General features: G+C 66.0%; 17 protein-coding genes. 16 read left to right on the forward strand and 1 reads right to left on the reverse strand.

Translation table 11 applies throughout. The features are described from left to right. Nucleotides 1-6: 6 nt before the first annotated feature. From GV832_RS17590 to lpdA, 5 genes are read left to right on the forward strand one after another with little or no spacing between them, the layout of a single operon-like run. Nucleotides 7-1,011, forward strand: a complete 1,005-nt coding sequence (locus GV832_RS17590; protein ID WP_168776193.1) for an alpha-ketoacid dehydrogenase subunit beta — start codon at nucleotides 7-9, stop codon at nucleotides 1,009-1,011. Beyond that, on the forward strand, nucleotides 1,012-2,232 hold the full coding sequence (locus GV832_RS17595) for a transaldolase family protein (RefSeq protein ID WP_168776194.1): 1,221 nt from the start codon (nucleotides 1,012-1,014) through the stop codon (nucleotides 2,230-2,232). A 10-nt stretch (nucleotides 2,233-2,242) separates the two neighbouring features. Further along, nucleotides 2,243-3,472 (forward strand): dihydrolipoamide acetyltransferase family protein, encoded by a 1,230-nt coding sequence (locus GV832_RS17600; RefSeq protein WP_168776195.1) that lies wholly within the window; start codon nucleotides 2,243-2,245, stop codon nucleotides 3,470-3,472. 12 nt (nucleotides 3,473-3,484) lie between these two features. After that, complete coding sequence (gene tkt / locus GV832_RS17605) at nucleotides 3,485-5,473, forward strand: transketolase (RefSeq protein ID WP_227754508.1); 1,989 nt, start codon at nucleotides 3,485-3,487, stop codon at nucleotides 5,471-5,473. Further along, nucleotides 5,470-6,909: a dihydrolipoyl dehydrogenase gene (gene lpdA / locus GV832_RS17610; RefSeq protein ID WP_168776196.1), complete on the forward strand. Its 1,440-nt coding sequence runs from the start codon at nucleotides 5,470-5,472 to the stop codon at nucleotides 6,907-6,909. The genes tkt and lpdA overlap by 4 nt, the downstream gene beginning before the upstream one ends. A gap of 51 nt (nucleotides 6,910-6,960) precedes the next feature. Here the strand turns inward: lpdA and GV832_RS17615 are convergent, their stop codons facing one another. Beyond that, entirely contained in the window at nucleotides 6,961-8,643 is a 1,683-nt protein-coding gene (locus GV832_RS17615; RefSeq protein ID WP_168776197.1) for a glycerol-3-phosphate dehydrogenase/oxidase, read from the reverse strand. Nucleotides 8,644-8,885: 242 nt separating this feature from the next. On the opposite strand from GV832_RS17615, the gene GV832_RS22565 reads away from it, so the two are divergent. The 11 genes from GV832_RS22565 to GV832_RS17670 all read left to right on the forward strand — a co-directional run bounded on the left by GV832_RS22565 (nucleotide 8,886) and on the right by GV832_RS17670 (nucleotide 19,870). Further along, a complete protein-coding gene (locus GV832_RS22565) occupies nucleotides 8,886-10,424 on the forward strand; it encodes an FGGY-family carbohydrate kinase (protein WP_354001979.1) in 1,539 nt (512 codons plus the stop codon). Continuing rightward, nucleotides 10,417-11,502: an ABC transporter ATP-binding protein gene (locus GV832_RS17625; RefSeq protein ID WP_168776199.1), complete on the forward strand. Its 1,086-nt coding sequence runs from the start codon at nucleotides 10,417-10,419 to the stop codon at nucleotides 11,500-11,502. Before GV832_RS22565 ends, GV832_RS17625 begins: the two co-directional genes overlap by 8 nt. A 10-nt stretch (nucleotides 11,503-11,512) precedes the next feature. Beyond that, the gene (locus GV832_RS17630; RefSeq protein ID WP_168776200.1) at nucleotides 11,513-12,598 is read left to right on the forward strand and encodes an ABC transporter ATP-binding protein; all 1,086 of its coding nucleotides are present in this window, start codon (nucleotides 11,513-11,515) and stop codon (nucleotides 12,596-12,598) included. Then, nucleotides 12,595-13,470 carry a carbohydrate ABC transporter permease gene (locus GV832_RS17635; protein ID WP_168776201.1) on the forward strand — a complete coding sequence of 292 codons (876 nt, stop codon included), beginning with the start codon at nucleotides 12,595-12,597 and terminating at the stop codon, nucleotides 13,468-13,470. The genes GV832_RS17630 and GV832_RS17635 overlap by 4 nt, the downstream gene beginning before the upstream one ends. A gap of 113 nt (nucleotides 13,471-13,583) precedes the next feature. Continuing rightward, nucleotides 13,584-14,336 (forward strand): carbohydrate ABC transporter permease, encoded by a 753-nt coding sequence (locus tag GV832_RS17640; RefSeq protein ID WP_227754510.1) that lies wholly within the window; start codon nucleotides 13,584-13,586, stop codon nucleotides 14,334-14,336. Continuing rightward, nucleotides 14,336-14,737: a DUF2160 domain-containing protein gene (locus GV832_RS17645; protein ID WP_168776203.1), complete on the forward strand. Its 402-nt coding sequence runs from the start codon at nucleotides 14,336-14,338 to the stop codon at nucleotides 14,735-14,737. Before GV832_RS17640 ends, GV832_RS17645 begins: the two co-directional genes overlap by 1 nt. Nucleotides 14,738-14,886: 149 nt before the next feature. Beyond that, on the forward strand, nucleotides 14,887-16,533 hold the full coding sequence (locus tag GV832_RS17650) for an ABC transporter substrate-binding protein (RefSeq protein ID WP_435531772.1): 1,647 nt from the start codon (nucleotides 14,887-14,889) through the stop codon (nucleotides 16,531-16,533). Between the two features lie 62 nt (nucleotides 16,534-16,595). Beyond that, nucleotides 16,596-17,525, forward strand: a complete 930-nt coding sequence (locus tag GV832_RS17655; RefSeq protein ID WP_168776204.1) for a sugar phosphate isomerase/epimerase family protein — start codon at nucleotides 16,596-16,598, stop codon at nucleotides 17,523-17,525. Further along, the gene (locus tag GV832_RS17660) at nucleotides 17,522-18,298 is read left to right on the forward strand and encodes a triose-phosphate isomerase (protein ID WP_168776205.1); all 777 of its coding nucleotides are present in this window, start codon (nucleotides 17,522-17,524) and stop codon (nucleotides 18,296-18,298) included. The genes GV832_RS17655 and GV832_RS17660 overlap by 4 nt, the downstream gene beginning before the upstream one ends. Before the next feature lie 4 nt (nucleotides 18,299-18,302). Continuing rightward, nucleotides 18,303-19,166 (forward strand): class II fructose-bisphosphate aldolase, encoded by an 864-nt coding sequence (locus GV832_RS17665; protein WP_168776206.1) that lies wholly within the window; start codon nucleotides 18,303-18,305, stop codon nucleotides 19,164-19,166. Beyond that, nucleotides 19,163-19,870 carry an HAD-IA family hydrolase gene (locus tag GV832_RS17670; RefSeq protein ID WP_168776207.1) on the forward strand — a complete coding sequence of 236 codons (708 nt, stop codon included), beginning with the start codon at nucleotides 19,163-19,165 and terminating at the stop codon, nucleotides 19,868-19,870. Before GV832_RS17665 ends, GV832_RS17670 begins: the two co-directional genes overlap by 4 nt. Nucleotides 19,871-19,872 lie beyond the last annotated feature (2 nt).

Here is a 19,872-nt window from a genome sequence, read left to right on the forward strand (position 1 = left end):
CGGGTCATGGCTGATCGCGAGATCATGTATCGCGACGCATTGCGCGAAGCGATTGACGAGGAAATGGCTGCGAACGCCCAGGTGTTCATCATTGGCGAGGGCATTGCCGAACGCGGCGGCTCTTACAAGGTGACCGAGGGGCTTTTGGCCAAGTACGGCAAGAAACGGGTGCGCGACACGCCGATTGCCGAGGCCGGGATGATCGGCGTGGGCGTGGGGGCGGCGATTGCGGGCGCCCGGCCCATCGTGGAGATCCTCTATGTCGATTTCGCCATGCTGGGCATGGAGATGATCGTCAACCAGGCTGCCAAGTTCCGCCTGATGACCGGCGGCACGGGCCGCGTGCCCTTCATCATGCGGACCCAGGGCGGCACCGGCGGCGGGGTGGCGGCGCAGCACAGCCAGAGCCTCGAGGCGCTGTTCTACCACATCCCGGGGCTCAAGGTCGTCATGCCCTCGACCCCCTATGACGCCAAGGGCCTGTTGAAATACGCCCTGCGCCAGGATGACCCGGTGATGTTCCTGGAGCACAAGCACCTTTACATGACCAAGGGCATGGTGCCCGAGGGCGAATATGTCATCGAATTCGGCAAGGCCGACATCAAGCGCGAAGGCAGTGATGTCACGCTGATCGCCTGGTCGAACATGGTGCCCCGCGCCATGGCAGCGGCGGCGGAGCTGGCCAAGGACGGCATCTCGGTCGAGGTGGTGGATCCGCGCACGCTCTCGCCCCTGGACACCGGCACGATCCTGGCCTCGGTCGCCAAGACCAAGCGGGTGGTCATCGTGCAAGAGGCTGTGCGGCGCGGTGGCGTCGCCTCGGATATCGCCAGCATCATCCAGGAGCAGGCCTTCTACGACCTTGATGCGCCCATCACCATCGTGGCGGGGCTGAACACGCCGATCCCCTTCAACCTGGAGCTGGAGAAGGCCTCGGTCCCGCAGGTGCCCGACGTGGTGGCCGCGGTCCGCAAGGTCCTGCACCACGACATCCCCATGGCGGCGGAATGAATGATGGCAAAGCATATCCTTGAAAAGCTGGCCGAAACCAACCCGGAGTGCGAGATCTGGTGGGACAGTTCCCCCCTGGTCTATGGCACCTGGCGGAAGAAGCTCCTGGCCTCGGCGCCTGAGGCCAAGCGCGCCGAATGGGAGGCGCAGCTGAACCGGCTGTTCGATCCCCAGACCGTGGCGCAGACGGGCGAGATGGGCTTTCGTGGCGTGACGACCAATCCGCCTTTGTGTCTTCAGGCCCTGCAGGACGACCCCGCCTTCTGGGCGGGCCGGATCGCAGAAGTCGCGGCCCAGATGCGCAACCCGACGGTGGAGGCGGTCTATTGGGCCGTCTACCTGGAGGTCGTGCGCCTTGGCGCCGAGCAGATCCGCGCGGTCTGGGAGCGCTCGGGGGGGAAATACGGCTATGTCTCGGGCCAGACCGATCCGCGCTTTGTCACCGATTTCGACAAGATGCTGACCCAGGGGCTGGAGCTGGCGCGGCTGGGGCCGAATGTCATGGTCAAGATCCCCGGATCGAAAGAAGGCTATGACGTGATCGAAGAGCTGACCGCGCGCGGCATCTCGACCAACAACACGACCTCTTTCACCGTGCCGCAATACCTGGCCTGCATGAGCGCGGTCAGCCGGGGCCTGGACCGCGCCCGGGCGGCGGGGGTGGACCTTGGCAAATGGCGCTCGGTCATCACCCATATGAGTGCGCGTCTGGGCAATATCGGCGACCTGAAGGCCGAGGCCGAATTGCGCGGCCTGTCCTTTACGAATGAGGAGATCACGCTGGGCGAGATGGCGGTGCTGAAACGCGCCTATCGCTATGGCAAGGCCAACAACCATCCCTCCAAGATGCTGCAGTGCTCGATGCGGGTGACGGACGAGGGCGGCAGCGCCTCCAGCCTGCATATCGCGGCGATTGCGGGGTCGGACATGGTCTATACCTGCCCGCCCGGCTATATCGCGCAACTCATGGCCGCCGAGGACCGGCTGCCAGAGTTCGACGCCAAGGCGATCGACCGCGACGCCCCGGCAGAGCTGATCGAACGCCTGCGCCGCATCCCCTATTTCCGCAAGGCCTATGACTTTGACGGGATGCAGCCGAAAGAGTTCGTCTCCTTCGGGGCCTTTGCCGCCACCGCGACGGAATTCGCGGCGGCGACGCGCAAGACAGTCGATTTCGTGGCCCGTGTCCTAGAGGACATGCGGGCAGACAACGCGGCCTGAGGGGAACAACATGGCAAAACCAATTCTGGTGCCTCAGGTCGGGCAGGATCTGACCGAGGGGCAAATCCTTGAGATCAATGTCAAGGTTGGCGACAAGGTGAAAAAGGGCGATATCGTCGCCACGGTGGAAAGCGAAAAGGCGGCCTTCGAGGTCGAGGCTTTCGCGGAAGGCACGGTGCTGAAGGTCTGCTATGCGCCCGGCGACTGGGGCAAGGTGCTGGAGCCCCTGCTTTGGGTCGGCGAGGCGGGCGAGAGCCTGGGCGAGGCCGCCCCCGAACCGGTCGCAGCGGTCTCTGGGGCCGAAGTTGCGGCCCCTGTGGCTCTTGTGGCGGATGGGGCTTTGCGGTCCTCTCCGCTGGCGCGCAGGCTGGCAGCCTTGGGCAACCTGGACCTGGCCACCGTCAAGGGCAGCGGACCGCGGGGCGCCATCGTGCGCCGCGATGTCGACAAGGCGCTGGCGGCAAAACCGGCGGCTGTTGCGGCCCCCGTCGCCGCTCCGGCCCCCGTCACGGCTCCGGCGCCCGCAGCGGCCCGCCCCGCGCTGATGGCCGCCCCCGACCTGCCCGCGATGGCCGCCGAGGACGTCGAGGTTCCGCATTCCCGGATGCGCCAGGTCATTGCCGACCGGCTCTTGGCCTCCAAGCAGAATATCCCGCATTTCTACCTGCAAGCCGAGGTCGATGTGACCGACGTGACGCTGCGCCGCAAAGCCTTCAACGAGGCCCATGCCGCGCGGATCACCGTCAACGACGTGCTGGTGAAATGCGTGGCCCTGACGCTGATGGAGCACCGGGGTCTGAACGTCCATGTCGGCCCCGACCGCATCCTGCGCAAAGGCGCCATCAACATCGGCGTGGCGGTCTCGGTGCCCGATGGGCTGATGGTTCCGGTCCTGGCCGAGGCCGACAAGATGGACCTGATGCGCATCTCCTCCGAGACGCGGGCCTTGGCCGATGCCGCGCGGCGCGGGGTTTCGAAATCGACGGCCAAGGGGACCTTCTCGATCTCGAACCTTGGCATGTTCGGCGTCGATGTCTTCCCGATCATCAACCCGCCCGAGGCGGCGATCCTGGGCGTCGGCCCGGCGGTCGAGCAGGTGCGCCCGCTGCGCGGCGGGCTGCACATCCGGCAGATCATGAAGCTGACCCTCTCGGCCGATCACCGGGCCGTCGATGGCGCCATGGCGGCGGGCTTCCTGGCCCGGCTGGTCCAGGTGATCGAAGACTTCCGGTTCGAGTAGAAAGACACCCAAATGATGATGACCCAGATGGCCAGCGCCCTGCGCGCGCTGGCGATGGATGCGGTTGAAGAAGCCAATTCCGGCCACCCCGGCATGCCCTTGGGCTTTGCCGATGTGGCCACCGTGCTTTACGCCGATGTCCTGAAATTCGACCCTTCCGCGCCCGATTGGGCCGACCGCGACCGGCTTGTCCTGTCGGCGGGCCATGGGTCCATGCTGCTTTACGGCCTGTTGCACCTGACGGGCTATCCGGGCTGGAACCTGGAGGTCCTGCGCCGCTTCCGCCAACTGGGCTCGCCCGCCGCAGGGCATCCGGAGTTCGGCCACGGCGCGGGGATCGAGACGACGACCGGTCCCCTGGGCCAGGGGCTTGCCACGGCGGTCGGCATGGCCATGGCCGAGGCGATGGACCGCGCCCGCTTTGGCGCCGACCTGGTCGACCACCGGACCTGGGTCATCGCGGGCGACGGCTGTTTGATGGAGGGCATCGCCCAAGAGGCGATCTCTTTGGCCGGCCATTTGCGCCTGTCGCGACTGATCGTGCTCTTTGACGACAACGGCATCACCATCGACGGCAAGACCTCCCTTGCGACCTCGGAGGATCAGGCGGCAAGGTTCCGCGCGGCGGGCTGGCGGGTTCTGGCGGCGGATGGCCATGACCCGGTGGCGATCAAGGCGGCTCTGGACGAGGCGGTCACCGACACCGACCGCCCGACCATGGTGGCCTTCCGCACCCAGATCGGGCGCGGGGCGGGCGACAAGGCGGGGACGGCGAAAAGCCACGGCTCGCCCTTGGGCTGCTCCCATATCGCGGCGGCGCGGGCGGCCATGGACTGGCCCCATGCCCCCTTCGTCATCCCGGCAGAGATCACTGACGCCTGGGCCGCCACCAGCCGTCGCGGCAAACTCGCGCATATGGAATGGGCCACCCGGCTGCAAAAGCGCCCCCCGGCCGAGCAACAGGCCTTCACCGACCATGTCGCCCGGCGCCTTCCCGACTTTACCCAAGCCCTTGACGCGGCGGCGTCCGAGTTCCTGGCCTCCGGCAAGCCCCTGGCCACCCGCGCGGCCTCGGGCAAGGTGCTGGAGCATCTGATCCCCCTGGTGCCTGCCCTGATCGGCGGCTCGGCGGATTTGACCGGGTCGGTGAATACAAGGGTGCCGGGGCATGAGGTGATTGCGGCGGATGCCTTTGGCGGGCGCTTTGTCCATTGGGGCATCCGCGAACATGGCATGGCGGCGGCGATGAACGGCATGGCGCTGCATGGCGGCTATGTCCCCTATTCCGGCACCTTCCTGGTCTTTGCGGGCTATATGCTGGGGGCGATGCGGCTTTCGGCCTTGATGGGGCAGAAGGTGGTCTATGTGCTGACCCATGACTCCATCGGTCTGGGCGAGGATGGGCCGACCCATCAGCCGGTGGAAAGCCTGGCGCAGCTGCGCGCCATGCCCGGCCTGACCGTGCTGCGCCCCGGCGATCCGGTCGAGGTGGCTGAGGCCTGGGGCGTGGCTCTGGCCCAGCCAGGCCCGGTCGCCCTGGTCCTGTCGCGGCAGGCGGTGCCGGTCCTGCGCAAGGAACTGTCTGCGCATGCTACCGCACGCGGCGCCTATGTCCTGTCCGAAGCCAAGGGCGGCCCGCGTCAGGTCACGCTGATCGGCACCGGCACGGAATTGGCACTGGCCGTCGAGGCCCAGGCCATCCTGGCCGCCGAGGGCATCCGGGCCGCCGTGGTCTCCATGCCCAGCATGGAGCTTTTCGCGGCCCAGGACGAGGCCTGGCAAGACGCGGTGCTGGGCCCCTGCGCCCTGCCGCGCGTCGCGGTCGAGGCGGCCTTGCGCTTTGGCTGGGACAGCGTGCTTGGCCGCAGCGGGCGGTTCGTGGGCATGACGGGCTTTGGCGCCTCGGGTCCGGCAGAGGCGCTCTATGACCATTTCGGCATCACCGCCGCACAGGTGGCCGAGGCCGCCCGCGCAGCACTCGCAAAAGGGGCAAGGGCATGAGCGACTATGATGTCATCGTGATCGGCGCGGGGCCGGGCGGCTATGTCGCCGCCATCCGCGCCGCGCAACTTGGGCTGAAGGCCGCCGTGGTCGAACGCGAGCACCTCGGCGGCATCTGTCTCAACTGGGGCTGCATCCCGACCAAGGCGCTGCTGAAGTCCGCCGACATGCTGGACAGCGTGCGCCACGCCGCGGAGTTTGGCGTGACGGTGGGGGCCCCGGTCGCCAACCTGCCCGCCATGGTGCAACGGTCCCGCGAGGTCTCGGCCAAGCTGAACGCCGGGGTCGGCTTCCTGATGGGCAAGAACAAGATCGACGTGATCTGGGGCGAGGCGAAGGTGACCGCGCCGGGCAGGGTCACCGTGCAGGCGCCCGCGAAACCCGCCGTTCAGCCGCAGCATCCTGCGCCGAAAAAGACCCTCGGGGCAGGGACCTACAGCGCCAAGCATATCATCCTGGCCACCGGCGCGCGCCCGCGTGTCTTGCCGGGGCTGGAGCCCGATAGCGACCGCATCTGGACCTATTTCGAGGCGCTGAAGCCCAAGACCCTGCCGAAAAGCCTGATCGTCGTGGGCTCGGGCGCCATCGGCACGGAATTCGCCAGCTTCTTCGCGCGGCTGGGCACCCAAGTCACCGTCATCGAGGCGATGGACCGCGTCCTGCCCGCCGAAGATGCCGAGATCGCGGCCTTGGCGCGCAAGAGGCTGGAGAAGACCGGGATCAGCTTCCTGGAAGGCGCCATGGTGGAAAGCGCCCGCAAAACCGCCTCCGAGGTCACGGCGCGGATCAAGCTGAAGGACGGCAGCACGGTGGAAAAGACCGCCGAAGTCCTGCTCTCTGCCGCCGGTGTCGTGGGCAATGCCGAGGGCCTGGGGCTGGAGGCCCTGGGCGTCACCTTGGACCGGGGCTGCGTCAAGGTGGATGGCAGGGGCCAATCCTCGGTCCCGGGGATATGGGCGATTGGCGATGTCGCGGGCCCGCCCATGCTGGCGCACAAGGCCAGCCATGACGCGCTGACCACTCTGGCCGCCATTGCCGGGGAAGAGGTCCATCCCCTGCTCCCCAGCTCGATCCCGCGCTGCACCTATTGCGACCCGCAGATCGCCTCCATCGGCCTGACCGAGGCGCAGGCGGAGGCCACTGGCCGCAAGCTGCGCATCGGCCGCTTCCCCTTTGCCGCCAATGGCAAGGCGATTGCGATGGGCGAGGCCGAGGGCCTGGTCAAGGTCATCTTCGACGAGGCGACCGGAGAGCTTCTGGGCGCCCATATGGTCGGGCCCGAGGTGACGGAAATCCTCGCCGCCCTGTCGATCGGCATGTCGGTCGAGGCGACGGACGAGGCCCTGGCCCAGGCGGTCCTTGCCCATCCGACCCTGTCCGAAAGCCTGCACGAAGCCGTCCTCTCGGCCCTGGGCCGGGCGATCCATATCGCCTGACCCGATTTCTCCTCCCAAACTCAGGCGGCCCCGGCGATGGGGCCGCCCTTTTCATGGCACCAAGGTGAGATGGCGCGCGCGCAAGAGCGCCGCGACCTCTTCGACCTCGGACGCTTGTCGGGCGGCGTCCCAGCCCAGGACCTCGCCACAGATCGCGGCGATCTCGGCCAGGGCCTGGCGCGTCAGGGCACCGTCAAAGGGCAGCCTGGTGCGGCGCATCACCATGTCTTGCAGCCGGGCGATGCGCCCGACTTCGGCCAGCCAGCGGATTTCGCCCCTTGTATAGGCCGTCCCGGAAATCCAGACGGGGTCCCGCAGCACCGTGCCAGCGACCTCGGTCGCGCGGCTGCCGTAGCGGTCAACCAGGCACAGCGCCGTGTCTGGCGCATGGCCCTCGGCCTGCAACGCGGCGCAGAGCCGCTCGGCGGCGCCCGGCTCGGTCATGCCGCGCCCGCCGCCGATGGCCAGGTCCAGCGTGCTGACGCTGCGGCTTTGCCCCAGGATCTTCAGCACCCGGTCGCCCAGTTGCTCGGCACAGGCGCGGAAGGTCGTCCATTTGCCACCGACCAGGACCAGCATGTCGAAGGGCCGCGCGCCCTCGGGCGGCAGGTGGTGAAAGCTGTGGTCGCGGCTGATCGCCCCTGTCACCGCGCTGCCAGAGGCCGGAAGCGGCCTGATCCCGGCATAGGTGTAAGAGATATCCTCGCGGCGGAATTTCGCCCCGGGCAGAAGCTCTTCGGTGACCTTGAAGATATAGTCGATCTCGGCCTCCGAGCAGACCGCGTTCTCCGGGTCCGAGGCGCGGATGTCGGTGGTGCCCATCAGGATATGCCGGGCGTCGATGGCATAGATCAGGCAGGCCCGGTAATCGGCGGTCTCGAAGTAAAGCATCGCGCCCTTCAGCTCGGAGACCAGGTCTGGCCGGTCCAGCACAAGATGCGAGCCCAGCGTGCCGCCCATATAGGCGGTGGAAAGCCCCAGCGCGGCATTCACCTTGTCGACCCAGACCCCGGCGCAGTTGATCACCAGCCGAGGCGCCAGGTGGAAGGTGCCGCCGCCCAGCCGGTCGGTCAGGGTCACCTTTCCGCCTTCGGTCGCCGTGACCTCCACGTGGTTCACCGCCAGGGTCTCGGGGCAATCGGCCTCGGCATCCTCGATCAGCTCCAGCGCCAGCCATTCGGGATGGACCAGCCGAGTGTCGTAATATTCGGCCATCGCCTTGACCTTGCGCGACAGGCCCGGCATCCGCTTGCGCCCCGCGTGAAGCCTGTGGCCCGGCATGGTGCCATTGCCGCGCCCGAAGCGGTCAAAGAAGCTCAGCCCGATCTTGATCGGCACGATCCCCTTGGGCCCCGGCGTCTTTTTCAGCTTCATGAAGCGCAGGGCCGCCGCGAAGAGCCCGCCAAAGAGACTATAGGCCGGCACCAGGACCGGCTGGGGCCGCACCAGGTGCGCGGCGTTCTTCAGCAGCGCATTGCGCTCGATGACGGATTCGCGGACCAGGGCGAACTCCCCGGTCTCCAGGTAGCGCAGGCCGCCATGGATCAGCCGCGACGAGGCGGCGCTGGTGCCCGAGGCGAAGTCGCCCTTTTCGACCAGGACGGCGGGAATCCCCATCCGCGCCAGGTCGCGCAAGAGCCCGATGCCGTTGATTCCCCCGCCGACGATCAGGATGGGGGACGCGGCGTCCGAAAGCGCCCGAAGTCTGCGAATGGCCGCGTCCCGTGTGTGCATGGCGATGGATCCTTCCGTCGTGGAATCTGAGTAAAGATTTTTTGCAGTATGGTAACGACTTGCGTGATTGTCAAAAAGACAAGCGGCAAAGCCCTGCAATAAAAGGCTGTTAGCGGCAAAAAATTTTCTTACATGTGCGTTGACTTACTCGGCCACATGGCTAGGGTTGGCAACGGGTCGGGCTTAGGGAGGCGCGGACCCCAACAAGACGAGAATCGCCAAGCCTTGGGAGGGGACTCGCGGTGGCCGGATATTTTCTTGGAATTGATGCGGGGGGAACCATGACCAAGGTCGCCCTTGTCGATACCGACGGCAACGAGTTTGCTGTCGAATTGGCGCCCAATGTCATGCTCTTGCCGCACCCCGGCTGGACCGAGCGGGATGCCGAGGCGATGTGGCGCGCGGCCTGCACCTCGATCCGCACGCTCCTGGAGCGGACGGGTGTGGCCCCGGGTGACATCTTGGCCGTTGCGCCGACCGGCTATGGCGGCGGCGGCTATTTCGTCGATGCACAGGGCTTGCCCACCCGCAATGGCATCGTGTCAACCGATACAAGGACTTTGCCGCTTCTGGCCGAATGGAACCGGACCGGCACCGGCGCGAAGCTGCGCTCTGCCATCGGTCAGCAGACCTGGGGCGGGCAGACTCTGGGCCTGATGGCCTGGATCGACCGCAACGAGCCCGAGGTGGCCGCCCGCACGCGTCACGTGCTGGGCTGCAAGGATTTCCTGCGCCTGCGTCTGTGTGGCGATATCTCGACCGATTCGAGTGATGCGGGCTGCGCGGGCCTCTTGTCCGTGGCGCGGGGGGGCTATTCCCTGGAGGTGCTCCAACTGGCCGGGATCGCGCATTGGGCCGAGAAACTGCCCCCCCTGGGCCCCTGCACCGAGGTCGTGGGCCAGGTCAGCGACAAGGCCGCCGCCCAGACTGGCCTTGCCGCCGGGACCCCGGTCGTGCGCGGCGTCTATGACGTGGTGGGCTGCGCCTTGGCCACGGGGGTGACCCGGACGGATCAGCTGGCGGCGGTGGCGGGCACCTTTGCCATCCATTCCACCCTGCACCAAGAACCCTGCCTCGACCCGCTGCCCACGATCCAGACCCCCTATCCGGTGGATGGGCTGGTCATGGCGACCATGGCGACCCCGACCTCGGCCAGCAACCTGGAATGGCTGCGCCGCACCATGCTGGCCGCCGAGATCGCCGAGGCCGAGGCCCAGGGCCGCAGTCTTTACGACCTGATCCACGACAAGATCGCCGCGACCCTGGGGCAGCCCAATGACATCCTCTTTGCGCCCTTCATCTTTGGTGGGCCGGAGGGCGCGCCTGCGGGCCTGGTCGGGCTGCGCGCCGACAGCGGCATGGCCGATATCCTGCGGGCGGTCTTCGAGGGCGTCGTCTTCTCGCATCGCTCTGACATGGATTACCTTCTGTCCGGGCGGCAGTCGGCGCAGGTGGGTGTGATCCGCCTGGCCGGAGGTGCTGCGAAAAGCCCGCTCTGGTCGCAGATGTTCGCCGATGGGCTGCGGCTGCCGGTCGAGCTGACCGAAGGCAACGAGCTGGGCATAAAGGGCGCGGCGCTATGTTCCGCCGTGGCCCTGGGCCTTGCGCCCGACATGAAGACGGCCATCGCGAGGATGGTCCGCCAGGGGCCAAGCCGCACCCCCGACCCAAGGCGGCTGAGCGTCCTGGACACCAAATACGCGGCCTACCGCCAGTTCGTCTCGCTGTTGGTCCAGCTGGGCATCGCTCCTGAAGAAGAAAGGCCCGCCCAAGATGCTTGAGCTGGATGGAATTGAACTGGTGCTGGATGGGCAGACCTTCCTGTCTCGCACCGACCTGGTGCTGGAGAGGGGGACGTTGAACGTGCTTCTGGGGCCGACACTGGCGGGCAAGACCTCGCTGATGCGGGTCATGGCGGGGCTGGATGTGCCGACCCGGGGCGAGATCCGCTGGAACGGGAAAAGGGTCAACGGCGACCGCGTGCAATCGCGCGATGTGGCCATGGTCTATCAGCAGTTCATCAACTACCCGGCGATGACGGTCTATGACAACATCGCCTCCCCCTTGCGCATCAAGGGCCGCCCCGCCGCCGAGATCGACCGCAAGACCCGCGCCGTGGCCGAGCTCATGAAGCTGACCCCGCTTCTGGATCGCCGCCCGCAGAACCTCTCGGGCGGCCAGCAACAGCGCTGCGCCCTGGCGCGGGCCCTGGTCAAGGAGGCGGGCCTTGTCCTTCTGGACGAGCCGCTCGCCAACCTCGATTACAAGCTGCGCGAGGAGTTGCGCGAAGAGATGCCGCGCATCTTCGAGCAATCCGGCGCGATCTTTGTCTATGCCACGACCGAGCCGGAAGAGGCGCTTTTGCTGAACGGCAACACGGCGACGATGTGGCAGGGCAGGGTGACGCAATTCGGACGCTCGACCCAGGTCTATCGCAACCCGGTGGATGTGACGACGGCCAGGGTCTTTTCGGACCCGCCCTTCAACTTCTGGCAGGTGGAAAAGCGCGGCAACCGCATCGTCTTTGGTGAGGGGCAGAGCTTTGCCACGACCGCGCCCATGGCGGCCTTGCCGGATGGCCCTTACCAGGCCGGGTTCCGCGCCGCCCACCTGGAGCTGCACCAGCACCGCGCCGGGGCCGTGGCCTTCACCTGCCGGCTGATCGTGACCGAGATCACCGGGTCGGAGACCTTCCTGCACCTGGAGCACGGGGCCGATCGCTGGGTGGGCGTCGTGCATGGCGTGCATGACCTGGCCCCCGAGAGCCTCATGTCGGTCTGGCTGGACCCGGCCCATTGCTACCTGTTCGGCCCCGAAGGCGGGCTCTGCGCCACGGCAGCCTACGCGATGCGGAACTGAGGGGGACAAGATGGCACGCATTCGACTGGACAACCTCGCCCATACCTACATGACCTATCCGCGCGACGACCGCGACTTTGCCCTGAAGCCGATGAATGTCGAATGGGAGGACGGCGGGGCCTATGCCCTGCTCGGCGCCTCGGGCTGCGGCAAAACCACGCTTTTGAACATCATCTCGGGCCTTCGGGCGCCCAGCCAGGGACGGGTGATCTTTGGCGACACCGATGTGACCGAATGCCCGACGGCAGAGCGCAACATCGCCCAGGTCTTTCAGTTCCCCGTGGTCTACGACACGATGACCGTGCGCCAGAACCTGGCCTTTCCCCTGCGCAACCGGGGCATGGACCCGACCCGTATCCGCAACCGGGTGCAGCAGATCGCCAAGGTCATCGGCATGGAGGCCGAGCTGGACCGCAAGGCGCGCGGCCTGACGGCGGATGCCAAGCAAAAGATCAGCCTTGGGCGCGGCATGGTGCGCGAGGACGTCAACGCCATCCTCTTTGACGAGCCTCTGACCGTGATCGACCCCCAGATGAAATGGGAGCTGCGCACCCAGTTGCGCCGCCTGCACCAGGAGTTCGGCCATACGATGATCTATGTGACCCATGATCAGACCGAGGCCCTGACCTTTGCCGACAAGGTCGCGGTGATGTTCGAAGGCCGCATCGCCCAGCTTGGCACGCCCGAAGAGCTGTTCCGCAAGCCGCAGCACACCTTTGTCGGCTATTTCATCGGCTCGCCGGGGATGAACCTCTTCGAGGCCGAGGTGGACGGCCGCCAAGCCCGCATCGGCCCCCATGTCATCCCCCTGGCCGCCGACTATGGCCGCCCCGAGGGCCGCGTGCAAATCGGCATCCGACCCGAGTTCACCCGCATCGCCGCTTCGGGCGGCATCCCGGTGGATATCCTGCGCATCGAGGATGTCGGCCGCCACGTCGTCTTGCGCGCCCGCCATGGCGGGGTCGCGGTGAACGCGATCCTGTCCGAGGAGGACACCCTGGCCGAGGGCGCCACCCACGCCGTCTTTGACCCCGCCGAGATCGGCGTCTTTGTCGACGGCTGGCGCCGCGACCCCGTCGAAGGAGCAAGCGCATGAGAAAGGTCCAGAACAACGGCGCCTGGCTTTTGGTGCTTCCGGTTTTCCTGCTGGTGGCCTTCTCGGCGGTCATCCCGCTGATGACCGTGGTCAACTATGCCTTCAACGACAGTTTCGGCGAGAACGAGTTCTTCTGGAACGGTTTCGACTGGTTCAAGGAGGTCATAGACTCCGATCGCATCCGGGGCGCGCTCTGGCGGCAGTTCCTGTTCTCGGCGATCGTGCTCTTGATCGAGATCCCGCTCGGCATCGCCATCGCCCTGACCCTGCCCAAGCGCGGCTTCTGGGCGAGCCTCGTCCTGGTGCTCCTGGCCATGCCGCTGGTCATTCCGTGGAACGTGGTCGGCACGATCTGGCAGGTCTTCGCGCGCGGCGACATTGGCCTCCTGGGCGTCGTCATCACCAGTTTCTGGGCCGATTTCAACATTGGCCGCGACCCACTTTCGGCCTGGATCGTCGTCGTGATGATGGATGTCTGGCACTGGACCTCCCTCGTCGTGCTTCTGGCCTATGCCGGGCTGCAGGCCATCCCCGAGGCCTATTACCAGGCCGGGCGCATCGACCAGGCCAGCCGCTGGGCGATCTTCCGCTTCATCGAACTGCCCAAGCTGAAAGGCGTCCTGCTGATCGCGGTCCTTCTGCGCTTCATGGACAGTTTCATGATCTACACCGAGCCCTTCGTCGTCACCGGGGGCGGGCCGGGGCAGGCCACGACCTTCCTCTCCATCGACCTGGTGAAGACGGCGCTTGGCCAGTTCGACCTCGGCCCGGCGGCGGCCTTCTCGCTGATGTATTTCCTCGTCGTGCTGCTGATGAGCTGGGTTTTCTACACCGTCATGACGGCCATGGACGTCGAAGGAGGCACCCAATGACCCGCCCGAGCCCCAATCTTACCCTGGCCGCCCGCCAGCGTCACCTTGAAGGCAAGGGCACCGGCTGGACGGTCACCGCGCGAGTGACCCTGGCCGTCTACCTCTTGTTCCTCATGGTGCCGATCTACTGGCTGGTGAACATGAGCTTCAAGACCAACACCGAGATCTTGAACTTCATCACCCTGGTCCCCGAGGATTTCACCTGGGACAATTACACGCTGATCTTCACCGATCCGACCTGGTACATGGGCTATGTCAACACGCTGATCTATGTGGCCATCAACGTCGCCATCTCGATCACCGTGGCCCTGCCTGCGGCCTATGCCTTCTCGCGCTACAGTTTCATGGGCGACAAGCACCTGTTCTTCTGGCTCTTGTCGAACCGCATGGCGCCTCCGGCGGTCTTCGCGCTGCCCTTCTTCCAGCTTTACTCCTCGGTGGGGCTCTTCGACACGCATATCGCCGTCGCCCTGGCCCATTGCCTCTTCAACGTGCCCCTCGCCGTCTGGATCCTGGAAGGCTTCATGCGCGGCGTGCCCAAGGAGATCGACGAGACCGCCTTTGTCGATGGCTATCCGTTCTGGAAGTTCTTCCTGCGCATCTTCGTGCCGCTGATCTCGGCGGGGATCGGGGTGACGGCCTTCTTCTGCTTCATGTTCTCGTCGGTCGAGCTGCTCTTGTCGCGCACCCTGACCGGAACCAGCGTGCGCACGGTGGGGGTGGCGATGACGCGGACCTCTTCGGCCATCGGGCTGGAGTATGGGACGCTGGCGGCGGCGGGGGTGCTGACCATCATCCCGGGCGCCTTGGTGATCTGGTTTGTCCGCAACTACATAGCCAAGGGCTTTGCCCTGGGGAGGGTGTGATGCCCGCATCGCGCTGGACGGCTCTTTACGCGCTGACCATCGGGGTCATGGTCCTGATCCTGGCCTGGTTCGCCTCACTCGTGCCCATCGAGGATGGCCAGAGGGACTGGACGGGGCAACTGGTCGAGGGCGGCTGGATGGCCTGGTCCTTCCCGGTGGCGCTGTTCTTCTGGCTGATCGCGGCCACGCTCTTGACCTTCACCTTCCTGGCCCTGCGCTTCCCCGAAACGCCGCGCCGGGGGGTGCTGGGCATCAGGACGACCCGCGGCGACCGGCTCTTCATCACGCTTCTCGGCGCGGCCTTCCTCAACATCGCCTGGCTTGGGTTTTCCGGCCAGCCGCAGTGGCAGGGTTTGCTGCCATCCCTGATTTGGGCGATCGGCGTCTTCCGTTTCGTCTGAACGAAAAATCCCGGGCTGGGCGAGGCGGGGCCCGGGATTGTCGATGAACCGCTTCGAACCCAAGGGAGGAGACTATGAAATACCTGCTTTGCAGAACGGCCTTGTCTGCGGCTTTGGTGGCCCTGGCGGGCAGTGCCGCCTGGGCTGACATGGACGCCGCCAAGGCTTTCCTGGACGCCGAAATCGGCGACATGTCGACGCTCAGCCGCGCCGACCAGGAAAAAGAGATGCAGTGGTTCATCGACGCCGCCAAGCCCTATGCGGGCATGGAGATCAAGGTCGTGTCGGAGACCATCGGCACCCATGAATACGAATCCAAGGTCCTGGCCCCGGCTTTCGAGGCCATTACCGGCATCAAGGTCACCCATGACCTGATCGGCGAAGGCGATGTGGTCGAAAAGCTGCAAACCCAGATGCAGTCGGGCGAAAACATCTATGACGCCTATATCAACGACAGCGACCTGATCGGCACCCACTGGCGCTATCAGCAGGCCCGCAACCTGACCGACTGGATGGCCGGTGAGGGTGCAGCCGTCACCAACCCGGGCCTCGATATCGCCGACTTCATCGGGACCTCCTTCACCACGGGGCCGGATGGCAAGCTCTACCAGCTGCCCGACCAGCAGTTCGCGAACCTCTACTGGTTCCGCTACGACTGGTTCAACGATCAGAAAACCAAGGACGATTTCAAGGCCAAGTATGGCTATGACCTTGGCGTCCCGGTCAACTGGTCGGCCTATGAGGACATCGCGGAGTTCTTCACCGGCCGCGACATGTCCTATGCCGGAGGCCCGGCCACGGATGTCTATGGCAACATGGACTACGGCAAGAAGGACGTCTCCCAGGGCTGGCGCTATACCGACGCCTGGATGTCGATGGCGGGGATGGGCGACAAGGGCGAGCCCAATGGCCTTCCGGTCGACGAATGGGGCATCCGCGTCAACGAGAAGTCGCAGCCGGTCGGTTCTTGCGTTGCGCGGGGCGGTGCCACGAATGACGCGGCGGCGGTCTATGCCGTGACCAAGGCCATCGAGTGGTTGCAGAAATACGCGCCGCCTGCCGCCATGGGCATGACCTTTGGCGAGGCCGGCCCGGTTCCTGCCCAGGGCAACATCGCCCAGCAGATGTTCTGGTACACCGCCTTTACCGCCGACATGGTCAAGCCCGGTCCGGTGATGAACGAGGACGGCACGCCCAAGTGGCGCATGGCGCCGTCTCCGCACGGGGCTTACTGGTCGGAAGGCACCAAGATCGGCTATCAGGACGCCGGGTCCTGGACCTTGATGAAATCCACCCCGGTGGATCGCGCCCAGGCGGCCTGGCTTTACGCGCAGTTCGTCGTCTCGAAGACGGTGGATGTGAAGAAATCGGATGTCGGCCTGACCTTCATCCGCGAGTCGACCATCCAGAGCCAGCACTTCACCGACCGCGCGCCCAAGCTTGGCGGCTTGATCGAGTTCTACCGCTCGCCCGCCCGGGTGCAATGGTCGCCCACGGGCACCAACGTCCCGGACTATCCCAAGCTGTCGCAACTCTGGTGGCAGAACATCGGTGACGCGCTTTCGGGCGCCAAGACCCCGCAAGAGGCCTTGGACTCGCTTTGTGCCGAGCAGGAGAAGGTCATGATCCGTCTGGAGAAATCCGGCGTTCAGGGCGAGCTTGGCCCGGTCATGAACGAAGAGAAGGACCCGCAGATCTGGCTGGACGAACCCGGCTCCCCGGTCGCCAAGCTGGAGAACGAGAAGCCCCAGGGCGAGACCATCTCTTATGACGAGCTGATCAAGTCCTGGAACTGATCCCTGGCCGCCGCGTCCCCGGGGCGCGGCGGCTTCCCCTGATCGTGACACGGAAGACCCCGATGCCTGACCTGCGCCTTTCCATCAACACCAACCCCCTGGTGAACCGCTTTGCCGAGCCGGATCACCTGATCGACACCATCGCAGGGCAGATCGGCTGCGGTCATGTGCAACTGACGCCCGAGTTCATCAACCCCTCCTGGCCCGCCGCAACGCTGCGCCGCATCGCGCGGGAGTTCGACCGGGCGCTCTCGCGCAATGGCGTGCTTGTGACCTCGATCATGACCAGCACCTATTTCCGGCTGAACCATTTCGGCCATCCCGACCCCGAGGTCCGGCAGTATTACGTCGATTGGTTCCGCACCCTGGCCGACCTGGCGGGCGATATCGGCGCCGAAAGCATCGGCTCGCAATTCGCCATCCTGACCCAGCGCGATTACGACGACCCCGCCCGGCGGCAGACCATGATCGCGGCGGCGACCGACTGCTGGCATGCGGTGGCGCGGCACGCCAAGGCGGCGGGGCTGGCCTATGTCTATTGGGAGCCCATGTCCGTGGGCCGCGAATTCGGCCATACCATCGCCGAATGCCGCCGCATCGACGCCGAGCTTCAGGCGCAGAACTTTGCCCTGCCGCTGAAGATGATCGTCGATATCGACCACGGCGACGTGACCTCGCCCGATCCTGCCGACACCGATCCCTATGCCTGGGCGGCGGCCTTTCCCGACCGCTCTCCCATCATCCACGTCAAGCAATCCTCGATGAACAAGGGCGGCCACTGGCCCTTTACCGCCGAACACAACCTTCATGGCCGCATCCAGCCGGAAAAGCTGATCCAGACGGTCAAGGCGGCGGGGGGCAGGGACAACGAGATCTGCCTTGAGCTTTCCTTCCGCGAGCGCGAGCCGACCGACAGCCGCGTCGTTCAGATGATGGCGGAATCCGTGGCCTATTGGGCGCCGCATATCGACAGCAAGGGGGGATTGGCATGAAGAAGACCTGGGTCGGCACAAGCTGGAAGATGAACAAGACCCTGGCCGAGGCCCTGGCCTTTGCCGACGCGCTGGCCCGCCAGCCGGTCACCCCCCATCCCGACCTCGTGCGCTTTATCCTGCCGCCCTTTACGGCGCTGCGCGAGGTCAAGGCGCGGTTGGCGGCAACCGATGTGAGGGTCGGTGCGCAGAACATGCATTGGGACGACGCCGGAGCCTGGACCGGAGAGATTTCGCCCGCGATGCTGACCGATTGCGGCGCCGACGTGGTAGAGATCGGCCATAGCGAGCGGCGCGAATTCTTCAACGAAACCAACGAGACCGTGGGCCGCAAGGCCGCTGCCGCCATCCGTCACGGGCTGGTCCCGGTGATCTGCATCGGCGAAAGCCTGGAGACCCGCAATTCCGGGGGCGCCGATGCTTTCCTGGCCGAACAGGTGCACGGCGCCCTCGCCTTTCTGGACACCGAAGCCCGCAAGGCCGACCTGGTGATCGCCTATGAGCCCATCTGGGCCATCGGCGTCAACGGCATCCCGGCCACGACGGACTATGCCGTGGCCCGCCATGCCAGCATCGCGGCCCTGGCCGCCGATATCCTCGGCCGTCAGGTGCCCATCCTCTACGGCGGCAGCGTCAACCCCGGGAACTGCGCCGAACTTGTCTCGCAGCCCGAGATCGACGGGCTCTTCATCGGCCGCTCGGCCTGGACCGCCAGCGGCTATCTCGACATCCTGGAACGCGTTGCCCGCGTTCTGACCACACAGAAAAGGTGACACCATGCCCCTGACCCAAATGAGCCCGATGCTGCGGAGCGCGCTTGCCAAAGGCCGCGCGGTGGCGGCGGTCAATATCATCGACTTCAACTCGACCCGCGCGGTCATCGACTGCGCCCGCGAGTTGGGCGTGCCGGTCATCACCCAGGTCTCGACCAAGACGGTCAAGCATTGGGGCGCCAAGTCGGTCGCAAGCTGGGTGAAGACCCTGGCCCAGGACTCCGACCAGGACGTGGCGCTGCATTTGGACCATTGCACCGACGAGGCCACGATCCGCACCTGCATCGACGCGGGCTGGACGGCGGTGATGTTCGACGGGTCCAAGCTGCCCTTCGCCGAGAACCTGGCGCGCTCGACCGCGATCTATGACTTTACCCAGGCCGCCGGAGTCGACCTGGAATGCGAGATCGGCGCCATTGGCGGGGTCGAGGATGACAAGGTCGTCAAGGACGGCGAGGAGATGCTGGCCAATTTCGACGAATGCCTCGAATTCGCCCGCGCCATGCCCAGGATGGGCGTCTTTGCCCCGGCCATCGGCACGGCCCATGGCTTTTACAAGGGCGAGCCCAAGATCGCCTATGACCTTCTGGACCGCATCGCCAAGGCCACCGGCCTGCCCATCGCGCTGCATGGCGGGACGGGGCTGACGGACGACCAGTTCCGCAACTGCATTTGGCGGGGCTGCGCCAAGGTGAACCTCTCCACCATGCACAAGCGCGACTTCATCGAGGGCTTTGGCGCGGTCTATGCCCGCGACAGGCGCCCCGGCGAGCCCCTGGTCTATCTGGAGGCGCAGCACAAGACGATGCGCGACAGCCTGCGGCCCTTCCTGTCGCTTTTCTCGCTGGGCGGAAAGGGGGCGGCATGAGCGACCTTCAGGCGATCCTCTTCGATTGCGATGGCGTTCTGGTCGATACCGAGCGGGACGGCCACCGCCTGGCCTTCAACCGCGCCTTTGCGCAGCTGGGGCTGGCTGCGGAATGGTCGGTCGAACGCTATGGCGAATTGCTGGAGATTGCGGGCGGCAAGGAGCGGACCCGCCACCATTTCGACCAGACCGGCTGGCCTGCGGCGATCACCGACCGGGACGCTTTCCTGCAGGACATGCACCGGGTGAAGACGGCGCTTTTCCTCGATATCGTGACCTCGGGCGCCATGGCGGCGCGGCCCGGCATCCGGGAGCTGATCAGGGCGGCGCTTTCCAGCGGGGTCAGGGTGGCGGTCTGTTCCACCTCGAATGTCGCGGCGGTGCAGGGGATCGTCGATCACCTGATCGGCGCCGATCTGGCGCCGCAGGTCCGGGTCTTTGCGGGCGACATGGTCAAGCGCAAGAAGCCCGACCCCGCGATCTATCAACTGGCGCTGGACGAGATGGGGCTGGACCCCGCGCGCTGCGTGGTGGTCGAGGACAGCAACATCGGCCTGCGCGCCGCCAAGGCGGCGGGCCTGCGCTGCGTTGTCACGAAATCCAGCTACACGGCCGAGGAGGATTTCTCTTTGGCCGATATCGTGGTGACGGACCTTGCCGCAGGAGGCATCGACCTGCCCCGCGTCGCGACCCTGGTCGGCTGAGG

Origin of the sequence: Stagnihabitans tardus (genome assembly GCF_009925085.1) — a bacterium.
GTDB classification, from domain to species: Bacteria; Pseudomonadota; Alphaproteobacteria; order Rhodobacterales; family Rhodobacteraceae; genus Stagnihabitans; species Stagnihabitans tardus.